Raw genomic sequence first — 18,730 nt, 5'->3', positions numbered from 1 at the left:
TCAGACGGCATCTTACGGTATTTTCCTGCTAGAGAAAACCTGAAGATGGGTATTGTTAGATTAAGATTGGTTTTACCTAACAGTAAGATAAATTGTTGATTTCTATTAATGGGATATTATGAGTTTAGTTAGATATGAAGAGACTTAAGGTATGACCTTTTGAAATGTGCTGATATCGGTTTTAGAAGATGTATGGATTTACATCCAAAATTTCAATCCTGCCAGTAACATGGCGTAGCGTATGAATTTGCCGGTAATTAAAATTGTGCTGCATTTCCAAGCATTCAGTCTTAACCAGCCGGCAGCAATCGGCAGTCCGTCTCCTAATATGGGCAGCCATGCAAAGAGTAGGCTCCAAATGCCGTAGTGTTGAAGTAGATTGGATATTTTTTCAGACGGCCTTTTACGGAGCGGTATGTATCGCCCCATAAAATAAGAGACAACGCTGCCTAAACCGTTAAATAGACCGGCGATGAAGAGTGCTTCTATTTGTGCTGAGGGATGGTTGGTAACAAATAAAATAAAAGCGGCCTCTGAGGTGCCGGGTAGGATGGTGGCTGATGTGAACGAGGAAGAGGCGAGGGCAAGATAAGGCCAGAATAATTCCATTGGCAGTTGGTAAGGATGGCAATTTTGGTATTTTAGCTGAGTGTGTGGATGTCGCGCGAGATGGCGGCTATCAAGATTTGTACCGTTAAGCTGTTTCCTTGCCCATCTGTATGGCAGGGCTTGACCAAAATGATGGGTTTGTAAAAATAGCCAAAATTTCCTGTTTTTTTGAATCGTAAAATCTTTGATTTAGTATATTTATGTTAAATTTAAGTAAATTTTGTTTCGATTTTAGACGGTAAAATTTTCTGTAAATCTCATTGTTAGCACAATGCGTGTTGCAAATTTGTTGCAAGAATGGAAAGCGCCATTTTTAGTGTAAAAAGTGTTTTCCGTGTTTCGATTTGAAACTATAAATTCTATAAGACAGTTAATCCTGAATATAATATATTGTTTTATATAAAATAATTTATAATTTTAGATTTTTTGCCGGCTATGCGAGGCCGTCTGAAAAATATTGCTCGAATATAGGTAAAGTGAATTTCGGTCTGTTAATTTAACCGTTTATCATAAATATAGTCACGCATGTGATTTATTTGGCATAATGACATTTGTTAAATTATGTATTGATTTGGATAAGTTCAATTATGAAACGGCCGATGTTTGTAACGGTTTTTGCCTATTTTTTGATTATTATGTCGCTATTGTCAGTTTTGGTTATGACGGTAAGCCGCAGTCATCCTGATGTGCAGGAAGTGATTCGCCATATGCCTTTGTTGGTTGGGATCAATGTTGCCGACGGTTGGGGGGCTGTTATTAATATCGTGGTAGGCGTGGCCATGCTTCAGGCTTTGAATTGGGGGCGGTGGTTATATGTATTGTGCGGTGTGGCAGGAATAGTGTTTAATTTGACGGTGTCTCCCGAGCAGCCGATGTTGCTTTACGGCTCGGTATTGTTTATCTGTATCGTTTATTTTTTATTCCGCTCCCGAACACATTTTTATTTTCAAACTTCCGGTGGGATAGGTAATGCGTAGTTTTTTAAGTGTGATATTTTACTCTGGTGCATTATTTTGTTTTTATATGTTTGGTTTGACGTCGTTTATTTCGACGCAGACGGTGGTAGATAAATGGTCGGCATTGCTGGTGTTTTCTGTGGTCGGAGCGGTACTGTTTGGAATAGGCTTGGTGCTGGCGCGTTTTAAAAACTGGCGTTTCCGTGTGGGAATGTTGTTGCTGGTTGCCTGCTTGGTTGTGTGTGGTGTGATTTTTGCCATTCTCATCGCACCGAACATTTCCCTGATTGCGGGAGCGGGTAACGTGGTGTCGTTGAAAGATTTTGGTGATTACCAAACCGGCGGTATTGTGTTGACTATATATTTAATTGTGTCTGCGGGATTGATGTTGTGGCATGCTCGTGTAACTCATTTGAAAGAGAAAATCGCCGTCCTGAAACAAAGGGTGCAACGTTTGTAATTTTGTAGTATCGGTTTTGATGAGGCCGTCTGAAAAGAGATTTTCAGACGGCCTCATTGTATGCGGATGAAGGTTTTGTATAGATACGGTTGAGGATAGAAGCAAGAATAATGCAAGATTAAACCGTGTGAAAATGTGGCATGATTGTGTACCGATACATTGGCTTGGATATATCCGTAATGAGGAAGCCGCCTTTTTATTTTGAAACATTGCGATATACTGGCGCAGGTTTGGAATGTTCAACATGGATTGATAAGAGAAAATTAATGAAAACGATTTTGATAACGGGGTGTTCCAGCGGCATCGGCTACGATACGGCCAAACAACTGCATCAAGCCGGCTGGAGGGTGTTTGCGTCTTGCCGAAGCCTTCATGATGTGGAGCGGTTGCGCGCCGAAGGGCTGGCGGATGCGCTTCAACTTGATGTGGCCGATAGTGCAAGCATCCGTTCGGCTTTTGATACGGTGATGCAGCAAACGGGCGGCACTTTGGATGCGCTGTTTTGCAATGCCGGTTACGGGCAGGTGGGGGCGGTGGAGGACGTGCCGCGTGAAGCGTTGCGGGAACAGTTTGAAACCAATGTATTTGGCGCTTGGGAGTGCATTACGCTGGCGATGAAGGTATTCCGCCGTCAGGGGCATGGGCGGATTTTGGTGAACAGCAGTATTTTGGGCTTTGCCGCCATGCCGTGGCGCGGGGCTTACAACAGTACGAAATTCGCCTTGGAAGGCATGTGCGATACCTTGCGCCATGAAACGCACGGCAGCGGTATTTTTATCAGCTTGGTTGAGCCGGGGCCGATTGCCACTAAGTTCCGCCAAAATGCTTTGAAGAAACTGCATGAACACATTGATATTGCCGCTAGCGTGCATGCTGAAAACTACCGCTATCAGTTAAACCGCCTTGAAAAAGAAGGTAATGCCGCGCCTTTTACGATGTCGTCGGCGGACTGTGCGGCGATTTGCGTGAAGGCGTTGACTGCCCCTAATCCCAAAGCACGCTATTTGGTGACTTTCCCTACGGTGTTGTTTTGGTATTTGAAACGTTTGTTGCCGACAAGATTGCTGGACCGTTTGCAACGCGGGGCGGTAGAAGGGCAGGGGAAATGAATACGCTTTATCTGGCTTCGGGAAGCCCGCGCCGTCGCGAAATTTTGGAAAACTTAGGCTACCGCATTGCCCGTTTGCCCGCTGAAATTGATGAAACGCCGTATTTGCATGAGTCGGCGGCGGCTTATGTGGCGCGTATGGCTTTTGAAAAAAACGCTGCGGCCGTTGCCCATTGGCAGGGGCAATATCCGTTTGCGCCCGAATATCCGCTTTTGAGTGCTGATACGACGGTGGCTTTGCACAATCATATTTTGGGCAAGCCCGAATCGGCTGAGGATGCTTTTGCAATGTTGAAGAGTTTGTCCGGCACGACGCATCAGGTGCTGACGGCTGTGTGCGTTTATTGGCAAGGCAAAACCCATGCGCTGATGCAGCAGAGCGATGTGGTGTTTAAGCCTTTGGAAGATGAAGAAATCCGCGCTTACATTGCCAGCGGGGAACCGATGGACAAAGCAGGTGCCTATGGTATTCAGGGGCTGGGCGGAATGTTTGTACAAAATCTTTCCGGCAGCTTTACCGGCGTGATGGGGCTGCCTGTGTTTGAAACGGTGGAATTGCTGAAAACATTGGGCTTGGTCGTGCCGCCTTTTCAGACGGCCTCAAGTTTGGATTGAAAAGCCTGCGTGTTAAGGATAATAACCCGCACCCAAAATACAGGGCTTGCCCGCTCCCGTGGCGTGGTAAGGGTTGCTGGGAACGCGGTTGACCCAGCAGGCGGCGAGCCAGCCGAATGCGGCAGCTTCCATCCATTGAGGGTGTAAATTCAAGGCATGGCTGCTGTGAAGATTGATTGGGGTGTTGGAGAAGCGTTGCTCAAGGCTGGCCATTAAGGCTGAGTTTTGTATGCCGCCGCCGCACACAAAAATATGGCTTGCTTGAGGAGCGGCATAGGCAACGGCATCGAAAATGCTTTGCGATGTGTATTCGAGCAGGGTTTTCAATACGTCGTGAGGGTTGAGGCCGTCTGAAAGACGCGGCAGCAGCCACGGCAGGGAAAACAGTTCGCGCCCTGTGCTTTTGGGATAAGGTTGCGAAAAGTAGGGATGGTCGAGTAATTCTTCTAAAAGCGACGACAGCACTTGGCCTTGAGCAGCTTTGCTGCCGTTTTCATCATACGGCTGCTGCCATATATGCTGAACCCAAGCGTCCATCAGCATATTGCCGGGGCCGGTGTCGAATCCGAAGGCGGGTTGGTGCGGCGGGAGCACGCTGATGTTGGCAATGCCGCCGATGTTTAACACAACGCGGGTTTCGGTATCGCTTTGAAATAAGGCCTGATGAAAGGCGGGAACCAACGGAGCGCCTTGCCCGCCTGCAGCGATGTCGCGGCTGCGGAAGTCGCCGATGGTCATGATGTCGGTCAGTTCGGCCAGAAGGGGCAGGTTGGCCAGTTGTATGCTGTATCCCGATTCGGGAGCGTGGCGCACGGTTTGGCCGTGGCAGCCGATTGCGGTAATCTGTTTGGGGTTCAGACGGCATGAGTCCAGCAGTTTGTGCACGGTTTCGGCATATAGCCGGCTTAATTCTTGTGCCAGCATCATGCTGTTATGCAGCTCGTTAAAGCCGGTATTTTGCAGCGCCAGCAAATCTTGTTTCAGACGGCCGGGATAAGGCGTGAACGCATGGGCTTCGGCTGCCAGCCAGCGGTTGCCGTTCATGCGTACCAGCACGGCATCGACACCGTCCATGCTGGTGCCGGACATCAAACCGATATAAAGTTGGGAATCCATGATGAGGCCGTCTGAAAAAATCTTATTGTAGCGTTATTTTGTTAAATAGATAATGAGGCCGATAGAAATTCCAATAAAGTATTTGCATGACGGCATGCGGCAATATCTTTATAATAGTAGTGTAAAAAATGTTGCGGGCGTGTCCGTGTGGTACGCAGGCGAAAGTTATTTACAGCGGTTATTATCCCGTTCATTTTTAATGTAAACAACGAGGTTCACCATTTCATGAACTCACCATCTATACAGAAAATCAACCTTGCATTTGCCGCCTTGCTGTTGGGCATGGTCGGCTATTTTATTTTCTGGGGTTTGGGCTATACCAACCAAAACCATACCATGCTGTTTCTGTTGGCCACTTTTTTTGGTGTGTTTATGGCGTTCAACATCGGCGGTAACGATGTGGCGAACTCGTTCGGCACCAGCGTGGGTGCAGGTACGTTGACGATTCCCCAAGCGTTGATTATTGCCGCGATTTTTGAAGTGAGCGGGGCGGTGATTGCCGGCGGACAGGTTACCGATACCATCCGCAAAGGCATTATCGATCTGAATCAGATGAATTTGGAGCCGATGCAGTTTGTGTACATTATGATGTCGGCTCTGTTGGCTGCCGCTTTGTGGCTGCTGTTTGCTACGAAAAAAGGCCTGCCGGTATCCACAACCCACGCCATCATCGGCGGTATTGTCGGCAGCGCATTGTGTTTGGGCGTGGTAAGCAGCGGCGGAGCGAGTTCGTTTGCGCTGGTTCAATGGGACAATATCGCCGAAATTGCGATTTCGTGGGTGCTTTCCCCTGTGCTTGGCGGCTTGGTTTCATACGTTTTGTTTTCCCAAATTAAAAAACACGTTTTGGATTACAACACCGAAGCCGAAGAAAATCTGAAATCCATCAAGCAAGAGAAAAAAGCTTATAAAACTCAACACCGTTTGTATTTCGAAGGCTTGGACGAAGCTGCAAAAATTGAATGCGCCACCGCTATGGCGCGTGATGCGCAGATTTACGGCGAGTCTGATTTAGATCCGAACGAGCTTGAGTCTTCATACTACAAAGGCCTGTATGAAATCGATAACCGCAAAAACAGCATCGATGCCTACAAAGCCCTGCATTCATGGGTGCCGATTATTGCCTCGTTAGGCGGGATGATGATTGCGGCCATGCTTATTTTCAAAGGCTTGAAAAATCTGGAATTGGGCATGAGCAATGTGGGTAGTTTCCTGACCATCTTCATGATTGGTGCGGCGATTTGGATGGCAACCTTTATCTATGCCAAAACGCTCAAACGCAAAGACTTGGCGAAATCTACTTTCCTGATCTTTAGTTGGATGCAGGTGTTTACCGCTGCCGGTTTTGCCTTCAGCCATGGTGCCAACGATATTGCCAACGCCATCGGCCCGTTTGCCGCCATTATGGATGTATTGCGTACCGGTGATGTCGGTGCACAAGCTCCCGTTCCGCCCGTGGCCATGCTGACTTTTGGTATTGCTTTGATCGTCGGCCTGTGGTTTATCGGTAAAGAAGTGATTCAAACCGTAGGTACCAGCTTGGCGGAAATGCATCCTTCTTCCGGTTTTGCTGCTGAATTGGCAGCGGCATCGGTGGTGATGTTGGCTTCTCTGATGGGCTTGCCGGTGTCGAGCACGCATATCTTGGTTGGCGCGGTTTTGGGTATCGGTTTGGTAAACCGCAACGCCAACTGGGCATTGATGAAACCCATTGGTTTGGCTTGGGTGATTACTTTACCGGCAGCGGCCGTATTGTCTGTGGTGTGTTTCTTGGTTTTACGCACCGTATTCGGATAATGTTCAGACGGCCTGAAGGGAGAAATACCTTGAGGCCGTCTGAAAAATATTGCATCAAATTTGGATAAAAGTTTTCTCAATAATCGTGTTGAAGAGATTGTTGGGGATAAAGATAAAGCAGATATCTGAACAGTAGTTAACTAAAAAACGCGGAACCTGATTGAAGGTTCCGCGTTTTTTATCAACTTCAATTTAACCGGTGGCGTTTTCCTGCAAACGCGCTTCAAAAGCCGTTAAATCAATACCGGCCTCTTTGGCTGCTGAAATGGCTTCGGCAACCGGCAGGCCGTTCGCTACTTGATGATAAGCCCACAGCAGGCAGCTGCGTGTGCCGGTGCGGCAGAAGGCCAATACGGGTTGCTCGGCATCGGCGATCAATGCTTGAAAGCGGTCTGCATCTTGGCGGTTGATGGCGGGGGCGACAACAGGCTGATGCACAACATGTTTGATACCTGCTTCGTCGCACCATTGTTTGATTTGTTCAAAGCCGGGTTGGCTTTCCTCTTCTCCGTCGGGGCGGTTGCACACAATGCTTTTAATGCCGAGTGTCGCGGCTTCCTGTATGTCTGCTTGAGTCAACTGAGGGGAAACATACAGTTGGTTTGCAAGTTGTTTGATCGCCATGATGAATCCTTTCTATATAGAAATCTTGAGCTTTGGTTGGAGGCCGTCTGAAAACAGAGAGTTAATGTTTCAGCCAGCGGTCGAGCAAAACAGGGTCGGCGGTGTGTAGAAACGCGGTATCCGCTTCGATGGCCTGTACGGTTAAAAGCGTTTCGCGCAACACGCCTTGTCGGAAGTAATGCACGCGGACTTGTTCGCCGGCTTGGAATTGCGGCCATTGTTTTTCAAAGGCGGTGCAGGCAAAGCCGTTGAGCGCGATGATTTTGTCTTGCGGGCACAATCCCGCTTGCTCCGCGCTGCCGCCGTTTAAAACATGGGTAAGCGTGATGCCGTCTGAAGTTTGTTTGAAACGGGCGCCTAAGTCGGTGGCGGGTAAGCTGTTTGCTTGGGGTGCATCGCTCAGCAGGCCGCCGCCGTGATCGCGCGGAGCAGCGCGCCAATTTAATGATATGCCACCGTATTTTAAGCAGGCTTCAAGTGGTAGATCGCGGGTTGAGTATAAGGCCGTCTGAAAAAATGCCTGCAAATCAAGGCCGGTGATTTCTTGGCAAAGCTCTTGCCATTGTTGTTCGGCAATGCCGCGGCCGTTTTCACGCCATTGGCGATACAGGTGCTGCATCACACTGTCGAGGCTTTTTTGATCGCCGCTTTTTTGGCGGATTAGTAAGTCCAGACACAAGGCCGCCAAAGCGCCTTTTTGGTAATAGCTGACGATAGCGTTGGGGCTGTTTTCGTCTTGTTTGTAAAATTTATTCCACGCCGTAAAGCTGGATTGAGCCAGTGTTTGTTTCAGACGGCCTCTGTTTTGCTGCACGCGTGTGATGTTTGCGGCCAGCAGTTTCAGATAGGCTTCCGGCGTAATCACGCCGCTGCGCACCAAAAACAAATCGTCGTAGTAAGAGGTAATGCCTTCAAATGCCCACAGTTGCTCGGTGTAGCTTTCTTGATTGAGGTCGTAAGGTACGAAGGTTTCGGGTTTGATGGATTTCACGTTCCATGCGTGGAAGTATTCGTGGCTGAACAGCCCCAGCAGTTGGATATATTGTTCGTTGGGTTCAACCATATTGCAGGGCGGCAGGCTGTTTCTGTCTGCAAGCAGAGCCGTGCTGCTGATGTGTTCCAATCCGCCGTAGAGGTCGTCGCCTACATGAAGTAGAAACAGATACTCTTCAAACGGGGCAGGGTAGGGGAACATATTCAGCTGGGCGGAACAAATTTTTTGTATATCGCCGGTTAATCTTGCGCGGTCGAAATCGCGGTAAACGCCGCTCAAAACAATGCGGTGCGGAATGCCGCCGGCTTCAAATGCCAAAGTTTCAAAGCGGCCAAGCTCTACGGGGTGGTCAATCAGTTCGGCATAAGAGGCCGTCTGAAAAACACCTTTGCGGATTTGAGGCAAAGTGGTGGCTATTTCCCAAGAGTTTGGCAAGTCTTGGAATGTGATTTGGTGCGGCAGATGCTCTAAACCCGATACGTTCAGCAATAAACACGCGCCGTCAAAAAAACCGCGCTCTTGATTAAGGAACGAACCGCGTACAGATAAATCGAATCCATATACGGTGTAGCGGATTTCCCACTTTCCACTCATGGATTCGGTTTGCCAGCAGTTTTTCGATAATTGCGTCAGGCTGCGGGGTTGCCCGTCGCAAGATGCTTCTATGCTGACAATATGACGGGAGAAATCCCGAATGAGATAACTGCCCGGTACCCAGTTTGGAAGATTGATTTGTAAAGGATTGTTATTTTTGTGCTCGAAGCTCAAGAAAACCTGCCACTCGTGTGACAAGGTTTTCGGGCGGATAGTATATCGGAGCATGCGCCTGCCTTTGATTGTTAAGTTTTGTATTTTTGATTGGAAAGTATTTGACCTGAATCAAGAAAGACAATTTAGGGAATCTATAATCTAACAAAATATGATGGAAAGCAACCTGCATTTATACTGAGAAATCGGCTTTTCTACCGATTAAACTTGGTGTCGTACAGGTTTTGATTTAAAATGTGCAAGTTAAATTGCCGTGAAGTATGCTCAATAAATACCGAGCGGTGTTAAATTAAGAAAAATCGGGTGTATCTTTGGTGTGTTTAAGCAAGCCGGAGCAAACCGATAAGTGTTAACTGCCATGTTTAATGGAGACCCTTATGGAAACGCAAACTTATAACTACAAGGTGGTGCGCCAATTTGCCATCATGACTGTAGTTTGGGGCATTGTGGGTATGTTGGTCGGCGTTATCGCAGCCGCCCAATTGTTTGCTCCTGTGCTTAACCTCTCTGATGTCGGCTCGTGGTTCCACTTCGGCCGTATCCGTCCTCTGCATACCAATGCCGTGATTTTCGCTTTCGGCGGCTGCGGCTTGTTCGCTACGTCTTATTACGTTGTTCAACGTACATGTAACGTGCGTTTGTTCGGCGGCAAATTTCTGCCTGCCTTTACGTTTTGGGGCTGGCAGCTGGTTATTGTGCTCGCAGCAATCACCTTGCCTTTGGGTTATACCCAAGGTAAAGAGTATGCAGAGTTGGAATGGCCGATTGATATCCTGATTGCATTGGTATGGGTTGCCTATGCCGTTGTGTTCTTCGGTACCATCGCCACACGTAAAATCAAGCATATTTACGTTGCCAACTGGTTCTACGGTGCGTTTATTTTGGCCGTGGCACTGCTGCACATCGTGAACAACATCAGCATTCCTTCAGGCATGATGAAATCTTATCCGGTTTATTCCGGTGCGATTGATGCCATGGTTCAATGGTGGTACGGACACAATGCGGTGGGCTTTTTCTTGACTGCTGCCTTCTTGGGTATGATGTATTACTTTGTGCCTAAACAAGCAGGTCGTCCGGTTTATTCTTACCGTTTGTCAGTAGTTCACTTCTGGGCCTTGATTTTTACCTATATGTGGGCAGGCCCTCACCATCTGCACTACACTGCATTGCCTGACTGGACACAGTCTTTGGGTATGGTTCTGTCGTTGATTCTTTTTGCACCTTCTTGGGGCGGTATGATCAACGGTATTATGACGCTTTCAGGTGCATGGCATAAACTGCGCACCGATCCTATCTTGAAGTTTTTGGTTGTTTCTCTGTCCTTCTACGGTATGTCTACCTTTGAAGGTCCGATGATGTCTATCAAAACCGTTAACGCCTTGAGCCACTATACCGACTGGACTGTTGGTCACGTACACTCAGGTGCCTTGGGTTGGGTAGGTTTTGTTACCATCGGTGCGATTTATTATTTGATCCCCCGTTTGTTCGGCCGCAAAGAAATGCACAGCATCAAATTGATCGAAGCGCACTTCTGGATTGCGACCATCGGTGTTGTTTTGTATATCTCCTCTATGTGGATTTCAGGCGTGATGCAAGGCTTGATGTGGGGTGCGTTGAATGATGACGGCACATTGACCTATTCTTTTGTTGAGTCTGTAAAACGCAGTATGCCTTTCTACATGATCCGCTTTGCCGGTGGCGTACTGTATCTCAGCGGCATGCTGATTATGGCATACAACGTTTACCGTACCGTTATCGGCGGCAAACCGGTTGATGCTGAAATTCCTGCCGTTTCACAAGCACAACACCACTAATAATACAAGAAAGACAGGCTACCAAAATGAAATTGCAACAATTAGTCGAAGAAAAAGTCGGAGTATTGATTGTATTCACTTTCTTGGTTATCAGCTTCGGACTTTTGATCGAAATTGTACCGTTGTTCTTTACCAAGTCGGTTACCGAGCCGATTAAGGGTGTGAAACCGTATTCTGCTTTGCAAGTGGCGGGGCGAGACATTTATGTGCGTGAAGGTTGTTACAACTGCCACTCTCAAATGATTCGTCCTTTCCGCGCGGAAACCGAGCGTTACGGACACTATTCTGTGGGTGGTGAGTCGGTTTATGACCGTCCGTTCCAATGGGGCTCCAAGCGTACCGGTCCAGACTTGGCTCGTGTAGGCGGTCGCTATTCAGATGAATGGCACCGTATCCACCTGTTGAATCCCCGTGATGTTGTGCCGGAATCTAACATGCCTGCATTCCCGTGGCTGGCTCGTAATAAAGTTAACGTGGAAGCAACTGTTAGCAATATGAAAGCACTGCGTGCAGTCGGAACGCCTTACAGCGATGAAGAAATTGAAAAAGCTCCCCAAGAGTTGGAAAACAAATCAGAGCTTGATGCTGTGATTGCTTATCTGCAAGGCTTGGGCTTGGCACTGAAAAATGTAAGGTAACATCATGGACATCAACTGGGTTCGCTCGCTGTTTACCGTTTGGGTATTTATTAGTTTTGTTTTGGTTCTTTACATAGTGCTGAGCAAACGCAATAAACGTAATTACGACGATGCTGCCAACAGCATCATGCAAGATGACGATACCCCCGATAATGATAAAAGCGGGCATTAACCCGGTTACCCCGTGACAACGGAGCAAATAATGAACACAACTTCACAATTTACCAGTAATTTCTGGAATATTTATATTGCCGTTATCGTTTTACTCAGCTTTATCGGTTTGGCTTGGCTGCTTTTATCTCAAAATAAAGTGAAAGCTCCTCCGAAAGGAGAAGATGTGAAAACCATGGGGCACTCATGGGACGGCATCGAGGAGTATAATAACCCTTTGCCGCGCTGGTGGTTTTGGCTTTATGTGGGCACATGGGTTTTTGGTGCGGTATATTTATTCCTGTACCCCGGTTTGGGTGACTATAAAGGTTACTTGAATTGGACGAGTACAAACCAGTATGAAAAAGAAGTTAAAAAAGCCGATGAACAATATGGCAAGCTGTATGCTAAATTTGCCAAAATGCCCGTCGAAGAAGTTGCAAAAGATCCTCAAGCGCGCAGTATCGGTAAAAACCTTTTTGATACTTACTGTATTCAGTGCCACGGTTCTGACGCCAAAGGTTCTAAAGGTTTCCCGAATCTAACAGACCATGATTGGTTGTGGGGCGGAGAACCTGCTCAGATTCAGGAAACCATTAAAAAAGGCCGCGTAGGTATCATGGCTGCTTGGGGGCCGACCTTGGGTGAGGAGCGGGTTAAAGACGTTGCAAACTACGTTATGTCTTTGTCAGCTAAGACCGCAGATAAATACGATGAAACACGTGCTGAGCGTGGTAAAGCTTTGTTCCACGGCGGCCCGGCTAACTGTTTCACTTGCCACGGTGATAAGGGGCAGGGTGTACAGGGGCTAGGTCCTAATCTGACCGATGATGTATGGTTGTGGGGTGGAACTCAAAAAGCCATTATCGAAACCATTACAAATGGCCGCCACAACCAAATGCCTGCGTGGGATAATTTCTTGGATAAAGATAAGCTTCATATTATGACTGCTTATGTTTGGGGATTATCCAACAAAGACGGTAAAGCTGCTCCGCAGAAGAAAGCCGATACCAAGGCATCAGAAGCTTCAACTCCAGCCGCAGCTCAAGTGGTTCCTGCTGAAGATAAAGCCGATGTAGTTTATGATACTCAAGCAGGCCAAGCCGTTGCTATATTTTATTTTGCTACCGGCAAGAGCGATGTTGCCGACAATGCAGATAAGATCTTGCCTGATTTAATCAAGGCAGGTAAAGAAGGTAAGAAGCTGGTTATCAGCGGATATACCGATAGCACTGGTAATGCTGCAGCGAATGCTGAACTTTCTAAAAAACGCGCTCAAGCCGTAGAAGCTTTTTTGACTAAACAAGGTATTGATGCAAAAAATATTGAGTTGCGTAAACCTGAAAATACGACAGCTGCCCAAGGGAATGATGCCGCAGGCCGCCGTGTAGAAGTAAAAGTAGAAAATTAATTTCTGCATTTGGATAAAAGCCACCCTTTCCAGAAGGGTGGCTTTTTAATTTTTGATGGTACCTTTAAAGTTGATAAAACTTTTTCAAACGGCCCTATTAGTATATAAGTCGATATTGGTCAGCTGACTCATATTGTTTATATAGGCTTCTACCTTTTCGGGAAAGGCTATATTTTTGACAATCGTAAGATTCCGTAATATGGGAAATACATGGATATCTTCCATTCCGAGTTCCCCGTTCAAAGCATTGTCTGATTTAATCAGGTTGGCTAATTCATCCAAATCTGCGTGAAGCACCTGTAAATATTCATCCGTCTTTTCTAGGTTGGTTTTGAAGCTGCCGATATTTTTTTCTTTCTTGTGAACGAAATAATTAATAGCACTTTGTGTGGAGAATTCCGGCAAGTCAATCAAAACATCTCGGGGTTGGATTAGTTTGGAAGAGTATGTATTAACTTTGTCGAGCCATATTTGTATTTCCGGTCTGATTTCTTCTTTCAGACGGCCTTGACCGGATAATTCGTCTAAATAGCGGACAATGTTTAAACTTTCGCCCATATATGAACCATCTTCTTTTTGCAAAATAGGAACTTGCTTGGCACCGATCATGCTGATCGGCGTTGCTTCATCATCATTTTGTAATATTACTTGTTCGACATCTATTTTTCGCAAGCCTAAGATCATGCGTGCACGGACGCAGTAAGGGCAGTGGTCGTAAATGTAGAGTTTCATCATTTTATTCCTTTATAGATATAGATAATCGTGTGCACATTATAACTTAAGGGGTAGTTTGCGGCAGGCCTCGTAGTTATACGGCATTATAAATATGAAAGAGTAGGAGTGGAGATCTTGCCTTTACTTGCATTGGACAGCTTGTTTGTAAAGGTGAAGAAGCTATATACAACATCGCTTTTGCAAGGAGAAATCCACCCTATGCCCAAACTTGTAAAAGCATGCAAACAACAATATAATTTACACCTTTATATATAGGCACGTAGCTCAGTTGGTTAGAGCACCACCTTGACATGGTGGGGGTCGTTGGTTCGAATCCAATCGAGCCTACCAGTTTCATAACAACAAACTTGTATCGTTTGTTGTTCATTATTTTATCAGGCCGTCTGAAAAGGCTTGTTATCGGTTTTGGAGCACTTGATGATCAATATTACTTTGCCTGACGGTTCAGTCCGCCAGTTTGAACAACCCGTAAGCGTGGCTGATGTGGCTGCATCAATAGGTGCGGGTTTGGCGAAAGCCACGGTAGCAGGCAAAGTAAATGGCGTGTTAGTGGATGCGTCAGACAAAATCAATGCAGATGCGCAGTTGCAGATTATCACGCCAAAAGACGAAGAGGGTGTGGAAATTATCCGCCACTCCTGTGCACATTTGGTTGGGCATGCAGTTAAACAGCTTTATCCCGATGCTAAAATGGTTATCGGGCCGGTAATTGAAGACGGCTTTTATTACGATATTGCTACCGATAAACCGTTCACGCCGGAAGATGTCGCCAAAATAGAAGCACGCATGAAAGAGCTGATTGCTCAAGATTATGACGTGATTAAAGTGATGACACCTCGCGCAGAAACGATTCGAACATTCGAAGAGCGCGGAGAAGAATACAAATTACGTTTGATTGACGATATGCCCGAAGTAGATGCGATGGGCTTGTATCATCATCAAGAATATGTAGATATGTGCCGTGGCCCTCACGTGCCGAATACCCGTTTTCTGAAAAATTTCAAATTGACCAAGTTGGCCGGAGCTTATTGGCGAGGTGACAGCAACAATGAAATGCTGCAACGTATTTACGGTACGGCTTGGGCAAGTAAAGAAGATTTAAAAGCCTATATTAACCGCATGGAAGAGGCTGAGAAGCGTGATCACCGTAAATTGGGTAAACAGCTTGATCTTTTCCATCTTCAAGATGAAGCGCCGGGAATGGTTTTTTGGCATCCACGCGGTTGGACGCTTTGGCAAATTATCGAACAGCATATGCGCAATGAGCTGGAGGCGGCTGGTTATCGAGAAGTGAAAACCCCGCAGATTATGGATAAATCCTTCTGGGAGAAATCCGGTCATTGGGATAATTACAAAGACAATATGTTTTTAACAGCATCGGAAAAACGTGAATATGCTGTAAAACCAATGAATTGTCCCGGTCATGTGCAGATTTTTAACCATGGTTTGCGCTCTTATCGCGATTTGCCTATGCGGTTGGCTGAATTTGGTTCTTGTCACCGCAATGAACCTTCCGGCGCTTTGCATGGTCTGATGCGGGTGCGCGGCTTTGTTCAAGATGATGCACACATTTTCTGTACGGAAGAGCAAATTACGCAAGAAGCCAAAGCATTTAACGAATTGGTTATGAAAATTTATAAGCAATTCGGTTTTGATAATGTGAGCGTGAAACTTTCTTTAAGACCTGAGAAACGTGCCGGCTCGGACGAAACTTGGGATAAAGCAGAGCAAGGTTTGCGTGATGCTTTGACGGCTTGCAATATAGAATGGGAAGAGCTGCCAGGCGAAGGCGCATTCTATGGCCCTAAAGTGGAATACCATATCAAAGATGCGATCGGCCGATCATGGCAATGCGGTACTATCCAGCTGGATTTTGTACTGCCGGAGCGTTTAGGCGCGGAATATGTAACAGAAGATAACGGTCGCGCAAGACCGGTTATGCTGCATCGTGCGATTCTCGGCTCAATGGAGCGATTTATCGGCATTTTGATTGAAAACCATGCCGGATCTTTCCCGCTTTGGCTAGCTCCGGTGCAAATGGTGGTTATGAACATTACCGAGAAACAAGCCGGTTACTGTCGGGAAGTCGTGGAAAAATTGCGTAAAGCTGGTCTCCGTGCTGAATTGGATTTGCGTAATGAAAAAATCGGCTACAAAATTCGCGATAACAGCCAATACCGTTACCCCTATCAAATTGTGGTAGGCGAAAAAGAAAAAGAAGACGGCAAAGTGGCCGTGCGCCGTAAGGCTGAAGATTTAGGCAGCATGGGAGTTGAAGAGTTTATTGCACGTCTTCAAGAAGAATTGAAAGCAGATTTTTAAAGTTTGCTATGCTCTTTGGTAATGTATAGTTAGAATTGAAGAGCTTATAAGTTGAGTTTGAATGTAAGAAGGCTTAAGAAAGGCCGTCTGAAATCAGGAAATTTTTAAAATCGTCATGCACTGTATATGTATGAATAAGTGCATTTCTGAATTAACCTTAATAGGAGAAGTATCATCGCACAAGAACGCGAAGCACGAATCAACGGCGAAATTACCGCTAAAGAAGTGCGTTTAATCAGTGGCACAGGCGAACAGCTTGGCGTGGTTTCTGTAAAAGAAGCTTTGGCTATGGCAGAAGAGCAGGATGTGGATTTGGTAGAAATTTCACCAACGGCCAAACCGCCTGTTTGTAAACTCATGGACTTTGGTAAATATAAATACCAACAGGCTAAAAAACGCGACGAAGCCAAGAAAAACCAAAAGCAGGTACAAATTAAAGAAATCAAATTCCGTCCGGGTACGGATGAAGGCGATTACCAAATCAAAATGCGCAATATTAACCGCTTCTTGGCGGATGGCGATAAGGTAAAAGTTACCTTGCGCTTCCGTGGTCGCGAGATGGCGCATCAGCAATTAGGTGCCCAATTACTCGAACGGGTAAAAGAAGAATTGGCGGAAGTAGGGACTGTTGAACAGTTTCCCAAAATGGAAGGCCGTCAAATGGTTATGATGATTGCGCCGAAAAAGAAATAAAGCTATAATTTGCAGCTTGCTTTCGATGCCGTGCGAAGTAAGCCTGTTTTATTTACGGCAAAAACCGTGGTATCAGGGTTTCAAGTTTTTAAACTCAGCTTTAAAACCCCTTATGCCTTATCTAATAAAATGATATGGAGTTAGTTATCCCATGCCTAAAATGAAAACCAAGTCGGGCGCTAAAAAACGCTTTAAAGTACTGGGTAATGGCGGTGTGAAGCGCGCTCATGCGTTCAAACGTCACATCTTGACCAAAAAAACCACTAAAAACAAACGTCAATTGCGTGGTACCTCTATGGTAAACGAACGCGATTTGGCTTCTGTTGCTAAAATGTTACCCTACGCTTAAGGAGTTTGAAATATGCCACGCGTAAAACGCGGTGTTACCGCTCGTGCCCGTCACAAAAAAGTAATAGCCTTAGCCAAAGGTTATCGCGGTCGTCGTAAAAACGTCTATCGTGTTGCCAAACAGGCTGTAATGAAAGCCGGTCAATACGCTTACCGTGACCGTCGTCAACGTAAACGTCAATTCCGTCAATTGTGGATCGTGCGTATTAACGCAGGTGCCCGTGAAAATGGTTTGTCTTACAGCAAATTCATGAACGGTCTGAAACGTGCTGCTATTGAGATTGACCGCAAAGTATTGGCTGACTTGGCTGTATTTGACAAAGCGGCGTTTGCCGGTTTGGTAGAAAAAGCAAAAGCAGCTTTGGCTTAATACAAGCTTACTACTTGTTAGAGTTTTTTAAAAAGGAAACTTCGGTTTCCTTTTTTTATTGCGTTTTTATAGTTTTATGCTGATTGGGAATTATTTTGGGAACTTTTAATAAAGGATAAGTCTCTTGTATGGTTAATGGTTTACATTGAGCGGAGAGGGTTTAAGTGAGTAATCATTATCAACATATGTATGTAACATATGATGAGGCATATAAAGCAAGTTGGGTGAGAATGGCTGCGGAGCCTTTGCCGTGTTTTACGCGAACATTATTAAAGAGTTTGTTGGCTTATTTTGATGATGTGCGTGCAGAGATGAAACAAAGCGATGGAGAAAAATACCGATACATTATAGGGACTTCTTCTCTTGCCGGCGTTTATAACCTCGGAGGAGATTTGCAGCTTTTTTCCCAAGCCATCAGAGAAGGTAATCGCGATACCTTGATGGGCTATGCGACGGATTGTATTGATGTGCTTTATGCAGTGATGACACATTTGGAATGTGAGCTGACCACCATTAATTTGGTTCAGGGAGATGCTTTAGGGGGCGGCTTTGAAGGCGCTTTGGCCGGGAATGTATTGGTGGCGGAAAAAGGTGCCCGCATGGGCTTACCGGAAGTGATGTTTAACCTTTTTCCAGGCATGGGGGCTTATTCGATGCTGTCGCGCAAAGTGGGGTCGGGAACGGCTGAGCAAATCATTATGAGCGGCAAAATTTATACCGCCGAACAGATGTTTGAGATGGGTGTGGTGGATATTTTGGCGGAAAACGGGTGCGGCCGCGATGAGGTGATCCGCTATATCGAGCGGGCGGAAAAAACGCCGAACAGCTATCGGGCCATGCGCAAGGTGAAAGATTATTGCAACCCTGTGTCTTATAAAGAGCTGATGGATATTACGACGATTTGGGTGGATGCAGCACTTAAATTGACGGAACGTGATTTGCAGGTGATGTCGCATCTGGTGCATCGGCAGGCCAGTAGGTTTATGAATGCGGTGCCAAGGCAATGATGGTGCTTTCAATAAGACTTGAGGCCGTCTGAAAATATTTCAGACGGCCTCAAGCCTTTTGTTGGCTAGTGTGCATTCATATCTCGGTCTGCTATGTTTTTTGATCAGTCGGAAACATCATTAATTAATTTAGACAAAATGTATAAATCATTTCAAGAAATGATGGTTTTTCAGATTTGTTTAAATAATTTATTT

General features: G+C 46.1%; 19 protein-coding genes and 1 tRNA gene. 15 read left to right on the top strand and 5 right to left on the bottom strand.

The window, feature by feature from the left end; genetic code table 11:
* Positions 1–198: 198 nt before the first annotated feature.
* Entirely contained in the window at positions 199–609 is a 411-nt protein-coding gene (locus CKV66_RS10995; protein ID WP_085362712.1) for a YqaA family protein, read from the bottom strand.
* 599 nt (positions 610–1,208) lie between these two features.
* Between CKV66_RS10995 and CKV66_RS10990 the strand changes: the two genes are divergently transcribed.
* The 4 genes from CKV66_RS10990 to CKV66_RS10975 all read left to right on the top strand — a co-directional run bounded on the left by CKV66_RS10990 (position 1,209) and on the right by CKV66_RS10975 (position 3,748).
* Entirely contained in the window at positions 1,209–1,586 is a 378-nt protein-coding gene (locus tag CKV66_RS10990) for a hypothetical protein (RefSeq protein WP_085362713.1), read from the top strand.
* A 55-nt stretch (positions 1,587–1,641) separates the two neighbouring features.
* On the top strand, positions 1,642–2,025 hold the full coding sequence (locus CKV66_RS10985) for a hypothetical protein (RefSeq protein ID WP_143773784.1): 384 nt from the start codon (positions 1,642–1,644) through the stop codon (positions 2,023–2,025).
* A 266-nt stretch (positions 2,026–2,291) separates the two neighbouring features.
* On the top strand, positions 2,292–3,134 hold the full coding sequence (locus tag CKV66_RS10980) for an SDR family NAD(P)-dependent oxidoreductase (protein WP_085362715.1): 843 nt from the start codon (positions 2,292–2,294) through the stop codon (positions 3,132–3,134).
* Complete coding sequence (locus CKV66_RS10975; protein WP_085362716.1) at positions 3,131–3,748, top strand: Maf family protein; 618 nt, start codon at positions 3,131–3,133, stop codon at positions 3,746–3,748. The genes CKV66_RS10980 and CKV66_RS10975 overlap by 4 nt, the downstream gene beginning before the upstream one ends.
* Positions 3,749–3,760: 12 nt before the next feature.
* On the opposite strand, the gene CKV66_RS10970 is transcribed toward CKV66_RS10975, so the two are convergent.
* Complete coding sequence (locus tag CKV66_RS10970; RefSeq protein WP_085362717.1) at positions 3,761–4,864, bottom strand: anhydro-N-acetylmuramic acid kinase; 1,104 nt, start codon at positions 4,862–4,864, stop codon at positions 3,761–3,763.
* 225 nt (positions 4,865–5,089) lie between these two features.
* Between CKV66_RS10970 and CKV66_RS10965 the strand changes: the two genes are divergently transcribed.
* Positions 5,090–6,661: an inorganic phosphate transporter gene (locus CKV66_RS10965; RefSeq protein WP_085362718.1), complete on the top strand. Its 1,572-nt coding sequence runs from the start codon at positions 5,090–5,092 to the stop codon at positions 6,659–6,661.
* Between the two features lie 192 nt (positions 6,662–6,853).
* Here CKV66_RS10965 and CKV66_RS10960 read toward each other — a convergent pair whose 3' ends face one another.
* Positions 6,854–7,285, bottom strand: coding sequence for a TIGR01244 family sulfur transferase (locus CKV66_RS10960; RefSeq protein ID WP_085362719.1), 432 nt, complete (start codon positions 7,283–7,285; stop codon positions 6,854–6,856).
* 61 nt (positions 7,286–7,346) lie between these two features.
* A complete protein-coding gene (locus CKV66_RS10955; RefSeq protein ID WP_085362720.1) occupies positions 7,347–9,101 on the bottom strand; it encodes a M61 family metallopeptidase in 1,755 nt (584 codons plus the stop codon).
* Positions 9,102–9,424: 323 nt separating this feature from the next.
* Here CKV66_RS10955 and ccoN point away from each other — a divergent pair, with 323 nt between their 5' ends.
* The 4 genes from ccoN to ccoP are packed head-to-tail and all read left to right on the top strand — an operon-like array spanning position 9,425 to position 13,060.
* Positions 9,425–10,861 (top strand): cytochrome-c oxidase, cbb3-type subunit I, encoded by a 1,437-nt coding sequence (ccoN, locus tag CKV66_RS10950; protein ID WP_181792186.1) that lies wholly within the window; start codon positions 9,425–9,427, stop codon positions 10,859–10,861.
* A 26-nt stretch (positions 10,862–10,887) separates the two neighbouring features.
* Complete coding sequence (gene ccoO, locus CKV66_RS10945) at positions 10,888–11,499, top strand: cytochrome-c oxidase, cbb3-type subunit II (RefSeq protein WP_054599977.1); 612 nt, start codon at positions 10,888–10,890, stop codon at positions 11,497–11,499.
* A 4-nt stretch (positions 11,500–11,503) separates the two neighbouring features.
* Positions 11,504–11,671 carry a cbb3-type cytochrome oxidase subunit 3 gene (locus tag CKV66_RS10940; protein ID WP_085362722.1) on the top strand — a complete coding sequence of 56 codons (168 nt, stop codon included), beginning with the start codon at positions 11,504–11,506 and terminating at the stop codon, positions 11,669–11,671.
* A 30-nt stretch (positions 11,672–11,701) separates the two neighbouring features.
* On the top strand, positions 11,702–13,060 hold the full coding sequence (gene ccoP, locus CKV66_RS10935; RefSeq protein ID WP_085362723.1) for a cytochrome-c oxidase, cbb3-type subunit III: 1,359 nt from the start codon (positions 11,702–11,704) through the stop codon (positions 13,058–13,060).
* An 84-nt stretch (positions 13,061–13,144) separates the two neighbouring features.
* On the opposite strand, the gene grxB is transcribed toward ccoP, so the two are convergent.
* On the bottom strand, positions 13,145–13,792 hold the full coding sequence (gene grxB, locus CKV66_RS10930; protein ID WP_085362898.1) for a glutaredoxin 2: 648 nt from the start codon (positions 13,790–13,792) through the stop codon (positions 13,145–13,147).
* 256 nt (positions 13,793–14,048) lie between these two features.
* On the opposite strand from grxB, the gene CKV66_RS10925 reads away from it, so the two are divergent.
* The 6 genes from CKV66_RS10925 to CKV66_RS10900 all read left to right on the top strand — a co-directional run bounded on the left by CKV66_RS10925 (position 14,049) and on the right by CKV66_RS10900 (position 18,535).
* A tRNA-Val gene (locus tag CKV66_RS10925) sits at positions 14,049–14,125 on the top strand.
* Positions 14,126–14,212: 87 nt separating this feature from the next.
* Positions 14,213–16,117: a threonine--tRNA ligase gene (gene thrS, locus CKV66_RS10920; protein WP_085362724.1), complete on the top strand. Its 1,905-nt coding sequence runs from the start codon at positions 14,213–14,215 to the stop codon at positions 16,115–16,117.
* Positions 16,118–16,288: 171 nt separating this feature from the next.
* Positions 16,289–16,810, top strand: a complete 522-nt coding sequence (infC, locus tag CKV66_RS10915; protein ID WP_085362725.1) for a translation initiation factor IF-3 — start codon at positions 16,289–16,291, stop codon at positions 16,808–16,810.
* 151 nt (positions 16,811–16,961) lie between these two features.
* Positions 16,962–17,159, top strand: coding sequence for a 50S ribosomal protein L35 (gene rpmI, locus CKV66_RS10910; protein ID WP_004284178.1), 198 nt, complete (start codon positions 16,962–16,964; stop codon positions 17,157–17,159).
* A gap of 12 nt (positions 17,160–17,171) precedes the next feature.
* Positions 17,172–17,528, top strand: a complete 357-nt coding sequence (rplT, locus tag CKV66_RS10905) for a 50S ribosomal protein L20 (RefSeq protein ID WP_054599972.1) — start codon at positions 17,172–17,174, stop codon at positions 17,526–17,528.
* Between the two features lie 164 nt (positions 17,529–17,692).
* On the top strand, positions 17,693–18,535 hold the full coding sequence (locus CKV66_RS10900) for a crotonase/enoyl-CoA hydratase family protein (protein ID WP_143773785.1): 843 nt from the start codon (positions 17,693–17,695) through the stop codon (positions 18,533–18,535).
* The last annotated feature ends 195 nt before the right edge of the window (positions 18,536–18,730 follow it).

The sequence above is a fragment of the Neisseria zoodegmatis genome (genome assembly GCF_900187305.1).
Classification (GTDB): domain Bacteria; phylum Pseudomonadota; class Gammaproteobacteria; order Burkholderiales; family Neisseriaceae; genus Neisseria; species Neisseria zoodegmatis.
The sequence above is the reverse complement of the archived record's forward strand: the minus strand, read 5'-3'. Positions and strand labels throughout refer to the sequence as shown.